At 27.2% G+C, this 1,838-nt stretch carries 2 protein-coding genes; both read right to left on the reverse strand.

From position 1 onward, the window contains the following. Positions 1-27: 27 nt before the first annotated feature. A complete protein-coding gene (locus CCY99_RS09265) occupies positions 28-579 on the reverse strand; it encodes a hypothetical protein (protein ID WP_112061136.1) in 552 nt (183 codons plus the stop codon). Continuing rightward, complete coding sequence (locus CCY99_RS09270) at positions 576-1,295, reverse strand: hypothetical protein (RefSeq protein WP_112061137.1); 720 nt, start codon at positions 1,293-1,295, stop codon at positions 576-578. The genes CCY99_RS09265 and CCY99_RS09270 overlap by 4 nt, the downstream gene beginning before the upstream one ends. Positions 1,296-1,838: the final 543 nt, after the last annotated feature.

The following is a 1,838-nucleotide window of genomic DNA, read 5'->3' on the forward strand; positions in this document are numbered from 1 at the left end:
AAGATTTATTTTCACTGCTATATATTTTTAGCACTTCGATGTTTTCTCCCTATAGCTTTCAATAGCTTGCTCGGCATAATAATCACTAGAGATATATGTCATAAATATTACAAATAAACAAACTATTAAATTATGACAGAAATAATTTGTAAAATATGAAAAATATAAACACATCACAGATAGCAAAATAGAATTTCTAAAAAAGCCATATGATACATTTTTCCAAAATAATTTAGAATCATCGCGTGTGTTTTTTAGAATTTGTATTTTTATATTCTCGTCCGTTTTATATTCTTCTAAAAGATTTTCATAAAGTTCATTATTGTATTTTTTCAAATGAGATATCATAGGATTGCCGCAACATTTCCATATACATCTTTCTAAAATCTTAATAATTGAACTTGATATAAACCCAAGCACAGCCGATAAAATAACAACAATAGATATATAAAGAATGCTATTTGTATCCAAATTTGCAATATCACATCCCTTTAATAAATACGCACAAAGCAAAAACAAAAACCCCGGTGCAAATCTCGCACAGATATTATATGAGCCAAATAGTTTTAAGCTAGTCATATTAAAACAATTTTACAATCGGCTAATTTTGTTTTCCAAGTAGTATTTTTTGATGCAATTAAACTTTCCCAGTCATTATTTGTTATTTGAATGTTTATTTCTGAATTTTCTTTTATTGTAATTATAATATCACCAGCCTCATTATTTGTTAAAATAGGAATTTGTCTGTTGTTAAATGGTGCATAGTTTTTATGTTTAGATGAATCTGTATTGCCAAAAATTACTAACTTAGGACTTATTGTGTCTATATATGTATTTTTATCATCTCCGCCCGTTTTTCTGCCATGATGCGGTGCAAATAAAATATCAATATTTTCTAAATCTTGTGCGATTTCATCATTTTTCATAATTTCTTCCCATGCTAAATTTCCGCTATCTCCACAATATAAAATTTTTCTTCTAAATACTTCGTGTAAAATAACATAAGAAACTTCATTCCAATTTGGTTCTTTGTTACTTTGTATATTTTTAATCAATTCTTTAGTTGGAGATATAATATTTAGTCCATCTTTTGTCCAAAAATCACCCGTATGTCTTTGATATAATTTTAAAGATTTTGGTTTTTCATCGCTATTTCTTTTACTTTGATAAAAATTCCAATCGTTTTGCTTATATTGTGATTCACTAAATTGATTATTATCAATTTTCTTTTTATTGTCTGTATCCCAAAAATTTATAACACTAAATGTCTCGAATAGCCTTTTAATGCCGTCCATATGGTCCATATCAGGATGTGTAAAATAAACCTAAAAATAGATTTCGATTTAACCAATCCCTTTAAGTATTCTATGGGATCTGTTGGATTTGCTTGATTGTTGAAGTTTGCTTCTAATGTCGCTTGCAACTTATCATTGTTTCCACTACAAATATCAATGACACTTATTCTGCCTGTCTCATGCTCTATAATAGTGCAATCACCATTATCAACATTTAAAAAATGTATTTTACAGGAATTCATATTGTTTCCTTTCTATAATTTATTAATAAATAATTATACATTATTTGGTTGCAAGAATCTATATAAAGCCCCAATTAGGCTTAATTTAAGCATGTATATCACGATGTTTGTGCTTTTAAATTTTTAATCGTTATTGTATCTGTTTTTTTTGTAATCCCAAAGCACATTTTGGCTTATTATGAAATCATGGCTTTTAAAAGAATTGAGAGTGTTTTTGATCTTTATGGTTTACCATATCATAAACTTTTTGATAATTTTAGACATCATTTCAGCAGTTAAGTTGTTGAGTATTAAAAATGGC

This window comes from Helicobacter sp. 16-1353, assembly GCF_003288815.1.
Taxonomy (GTDB): domain Bacteria; phylum Campylobacterota; class Campylobacteria; order Campylobacterales; family Helicobacteraceae; genus NHYM01.

What these genes read in the sequence shown, in the direction of transcription:
- CCY99_RS09270 (WP_112061137.1), bottom strand. Translation starts at nt 1,295, where the DNA reads ATGGACGGCATTAAAAGGCTATTCGAGACATTTAGTGTTATAAATTTT.
- CCY99_RS09265 (WP_112061136.1), bottom strand. Translation starts at nt 579, where the DNA reads ATGACTAGCTTAAAACTATTTGGCTCATATAATATCTGTGCGAGATTT.